Raw genomic sequence first — 4,172 nt, 5'->3', positions numbered from 1 at the left:
TATTTGTTTTTTTTAAAGTGTACCGCGACCCCGGAATGCATAGCCGAACCCTGCGTGGGCAGCGTCAGAGTGTTATAAGGGACAGACCTGTGACGGCTCCGGGCGCGGCCGCGGCGGGGGCTCGAACCCGCGGGGCGGTTGCCGGTTGTCGGTCACCTAAAGAAATCTACGTCGCCGGCCCGCATGTTCATCGCAACCAGCCGAGGTGGCCGGCGAGCAGGGCATAGCCGACAAAGGCCACGGCGTCGATCAGCGCATGCGCGACGATCAGCGGCCACAGCCGGCCGGTCCGCAGGTAGACGTAGCCGAACACCAGGCCCATCGCCAGGTTCCCCAGCCCCGCGCCGAAGCCCTGGTAGAGGTGGTAGAGCCCGCGCAGGACGCTGGTGACGACAACGGCGGTCGCCGGGCTCACACGTAGCTGACGCAGCCTGGTGATCAGGTAGCCGACGACGATCACCTCTTCGGCCCAGCCGTTCGCCAGCGCCGTCAGTAGCAGCACCGGTATCCGCCACCAGGTGTCGTACAGTTCGGCCGGCTCGACGTCGGCGTTCATGCCGAGGAGCCGGGCGACCTGATACAGCGCGAGGCCGGGCAGCCCGATGAGAGCGGCAAGACCGAGTCCGCCGAGTAGGTCGGCGCGCCACCGGGGCCGCCCCAGCCCGATCGATTTAAGGGCGATTCCGCTGCGCCACAACAGGTATACGGCCAGCGCACCCCATGCAGACAGCTGGAACACCCAGACGAGATTGAGCCCGAGGTCGATGAATTCGAACGGGGAGCGGCGCGGATTGAGCGCGACGACCTGACCGGAGAGGCCGAGGAGCACCGACTCGATCAGGTTCAGAAGCGCGCTGTAGGCCGAAAGGCCGAACGTCACCGCGAGTACGACGACGATCTCGATGCGCAGGGCCCGGCGCGCAGGGTCGGTGAGCTCGTCGGGGGCGCCGGTCACCGGAGCTACGGTAGCGCCGTCACAACTTCCGTGCGCGCAGCCCGTTGAGGAACGGGCAGCCCATCAGTACCCGGATCGCCTGGCTCAACCCGGTGACGTCGTCGACCGGGCGGGTGAACGGCAGCCGCACATCGTGGTCGCCGTCGTCGGTCTCCACCCGCAGTTGGACGCCGTAGCGGTCCAGACCCAGGGGCCGGACCCGCCCGCGGCGCATCGACATCGGAAGCCGGCTGGCCAGCCTCTCGACGACGTCGCGGTGGGCCGACTCCATGTGCTGCAGCCAGCACGACTCCATCGCGCAGAACGGGTCCGGCCGCGCGGCCAGCAGCGTGCTCACGCTGACCGATTCGGCGCCGGTGGAATCGGCGACCACCACGGAGTCGATCTCCAGTCGCAGAAGCGTGTGGCCCTTGTCGCCGTCAGCGGGTGCCGAGTTCACGTGAAGTAGCGCGGGATTGGGGTCTTCCGAGGCGATCAGGTCGAGCAGGGCCGACACCTCACCGGCGGGCACGTCGTGCAGGCGCCCCTGAATCCACACCAGCGAGCGCACCGGCTCGCGTAGCGGCAGCGGCGCGTAATCCGTCATCTCCAGCACCGCCTGCACCCCGCCGGCACCCGCGCTGACGGCCTTGGCCGCCGCCGCGCTGTCCGCGGGAACGGTGATCGCGAACGAGCCGTCGTCGAGCAGGTGGTGGACCGGTGTCTCGGTGGGAGCCCCGTTCTCGCCGCCCTCGACCGCGAGCATCGCGCCGCCCGCTTTGGCGCACGCGGTGCGGATCCGCTCGGCCGTCGTCGGTGCCGTGACCGTTGTCGCCATGCAGCCTCCTCTGAGATAAGGTGAGCCTAACTTAACTAAGAGATGACGGATCCCGCAAGGCTTTCGTGCAGCGGAACGGCATTACCCGAGTGACCCGATAGTGTTGTGCCGTGCCGCGCATCGCTTATCTCGGCCCCGAGGGGACCTTCACCGAGGCGGCGCTGCGCAAAATGTCGGGTGATGGGATGCTGCCCGGCGGCCCGGGTGCTGACGCGGTGACGCCCGTCCCGTGCGACAGCACCACCGGCGCGCTCGCCGCCGTGCGCGACGGTGACGCCGACTACGCCTGTGTCCCGATCGAGAACTCGATCGAGGGTTCGGTGCTACCCACCCTCGACGGCCTGGCCGGCGGCACACCTCTGCAGATCTTCGCCGAGCTCACGCTCGATGTCTCGTTCACGATCGCGGTGCGCGACGGTATCGCGGCCGACCGCGTGAAGACCGTCGCCGCCTTCCCCGTCGCGGCCGCACAGGTGCGGCACTGGCTGGCCGAGCATCTACCGTCGGCACAGGTGGTGCCCGCCAACTCCAACGCCGCGGCGGCCGCTGACGTCGCCGAGGGGCGTGCCGACGCGGGGGTGAGCACCGCGCTGGCCACCAAGCGCTACGGGCTGGAGGCGCTGGCGTCCGACATCGTCGACGAGCCCAACGCGCGCACCCGGTTCGTGCTCGTCGGAGCGCCCGCCCCGCCGCCAGGGCGCACGGGCGCCGACCGTACGTCGGTGGTGCTGCGACTCGACAACGTACCCGGCGCGCTGGTATCGGCGCTGACCGAGCTGGCCGTCCGCGACATCGATCTGACCCGGATCGAATCACGGCCCACCCGAACGGGGTTGGGCACCTACATCTTCTTCCTCGACTGTGTCGGACACATCGACGACGATGCGGTGGCCGAGGCACTCAAGGCGCTGCACCGTCGTTGTTCGGATATGCGATTCCTCGGATCCTGGCCGACCGGAGCGGCCGCAGGCGCGGCCCCTCCCGGACTTGACGAAGCCTCCAGCTGGCTGGCGCGACTCAGGGAGGGACTGAGGTGAGCGGGCGTCTCATGCTGGTGCGTCACGGGCAGTCACTGGCCAACGTCCACCGTCGCCTCGACACCCGCCCGCCCGGCGCCGAACTCACCGACCTCGGCCGCGATCAGGCCCGCTCCTTCGCCAGGGGCATGCCTGCTGCGCCCGCGATCCTGGCCCATTCGGTGGCCCACCGGGCCCGTCAGACCGCCGAGGAGATCGCCGGTTCGGTGCGCTTGCCGCCTGTGGAGCTCGACGGGGTCCACGAGGTCCAGGTCGGCGATCTGGAGGACCGCAACGACGACGAGGCCATCGCGACGTTCGAATCGATCTATCAGAAGTGGCACGACGGAGATCTCGACGTGGCGATGCCCAACGGCGAGACCGGACACGACGTGCTGGACCGCTACGTGCCTACCATCACCCAGCTGCGGATGCGCCATCTCGACGACGACGACTGGCACGGCGACATCGTGGTGGTCAGCCACGGCGCGGCGATCCGGCTGGTGTCCTCGGTGCTGGCCGGTGTCGAGCGCAGTTTCGCTCTCGACCACCACTTGGGGAACACGGAGGCCGTCGTGCTGGCACCGATCACCGACGGCAGGTGGAGTTGTCTGCAGTGGGGGTCGCTGACGCCGCCGTTCTACCCCGAGCCCGACGTGCGGCCGGTCGAAGACGCTCTGCGCTCAGCCGACCCGATGGGCTGACACCGAGACGGTGCACGCGCAGCTGATCGCCTCACAGTCGATCACGAACGCGTGCGCCACTTCCGGGGTGACGCAATCCGGTTCGGTGCATTCCGCTCGACACGCGACGTGGTGAATGACGGTGCCATGGCAGTGCTCGAGGCCCGCTACGCATTCTCGGCACTCGGTCATGGCCCCTTGATAGCACTCGCGGGCGACAAAGCGCAGTTGCCGCGCGGTGTGTTTGCCCGCTATCCCCAGCCGAGTTCGTGGAGGCGCTCATCGTCGATGCCGAAGTGGTGGGCGACCTCGTGGATCACGGTGATCGCCACCTCGTCGACGACGTTCTGCTCACTGTCGCAGTGCTCCAGCAGCGCTTCGCGGTAGATCGTGATGGTGTCGGGCAGCGAACCGGCGTACCACGAATCGCGTTCGGTCAGTGCGACGCCCTGATAGAGCCCCAGCAGGTCGGGCTCCTCGTCGTTGCGGCCCTCGACAAGGACGACGACGTTGTCCAGCGCGTCGGCGAGCTTCGGCGGTATCAGATCGAGCGCCTCGGAGACCAGTTCTTCGAACCGTTCCGGGCTCATCTGTACGGCCACGCGGCTACGGTCCCGGCGGCGCGGGTGGGGGCGGCGCCGGGACCGTAGCCGCGTGGCCGTACAGATGAGCCCGGAACGGTTCGAAGAACTGGTCTCCGA

6 protein-coding genes are annotated in these 4,172 nt (G+C 68.6%); 2 read left to right on the top strand and 4 right to left on the bottom strand.

Annotated features, from left to right (window positions below; all coding sequences use genetic code 11):
• Positions 1 to 187: 187 nt before the first annotated feature.
• Together CEX88_RS25740 and CEX88_RS25735 are read right to left on the bottom strand one after the other, a co-directional pair.
• Complete coding sequence (locus CEX88_RS25740; protein WP_094295634.1) at positions 188 to 955, bottom strand: CPBP family intramembrane glutamic endopeptidase; 768 nt, start codon at positions 953 to 955, stop codon at positions 188 to 190.
• A gap of 19 nt (positions 956 to 974) precedes the next feature.
• Complete coding sequence (locus CEX88_RS25735; protein ID WP_094295633.1) at positions 975 to 1,772, bottom strand: DUF2470 domain-containing protein; 798 nt, start codon at positions 1,770 to 1,772, stop codon at positions 975 to 977.
• A 110-nt stretch (positions 1,773 to 1,882) separates the two neighbouring features.
• Between CEX88_RS25735 and pheA the strand changes: the two genes are divergently transcribed.
• Positions 1,883 to 2,809 (top strand): prephenate dehydratase, encoded by a 927-nt coding sequence (pheA, locus tag CEX88_RS25730; RefSeq protein ID WP_094295632.1) that lies wholly within the window; start codon positions 1,883 to 1,885, stop codon positions 2,807 to 2,809.
• Complete coding sequence (locus CEX88_RS25725; RefSeq protein WP_094295631.1) at positions 2,806 to 3,492, top strand: histidine phosphatase family protein; 687 nt, start codon at positions 2,806 to 2,808, stop codon at positions 3,490 to 3,492. Before pheA ends, CEX88_RS25725 begins: the two co-directional genes overlap by 4 nt.
• On the opposite strand, the gene CEX88_RS26480 is transcribed toward CEX88_RS25725, so the two are convergent.
• Together CEX88_RS26480 and CEX88_RS25715 are read right to left on the bottom strand one after the other, a co-directional pair.
• Entirely contained in the window at positions 3,472 to 3,663 is a 192-nt protein-coding gene (locus tag CEX88_RS26480; RefSeq protein WP_082693907.1) for a hypothetical protein, read from the bottom strand. The genes CEX88_RS25725 and CEX88_RS26480 overlap by 21 nt on opposite strands.
• A 59-nt stretch (positions 3,664 to 3,722) precedes the next feature.
• On the bottom strand, positions 3,723 to 4,073 hold the full coding sequence (locus CEX88_RS25715; RefSeq protein ID WP_064419422.1) for a metallopeptidase family protein: 351 nt from the start codon (positions 4,071 to 4,073) through the stop codon (positions 3,723 to 3,725).
• Between the last annotated feature and the right edge of the window lie 99 nt (positions 4,074 to 4,172).

Source organism: Mycobacterium neumannii (genome assembly GCF_002245615.1).
GTDB lineage: Bacteria > Actinomycetota > Actinomycetes > Mycobacteriales > Mycobacteriaceae > Mycobacterium > Mycobacterium neumannii_A.
Note: the sequence above shows the minus strand (reverse complement) of the source record. Positions and strands in the feature narration are given on the sequence as shown.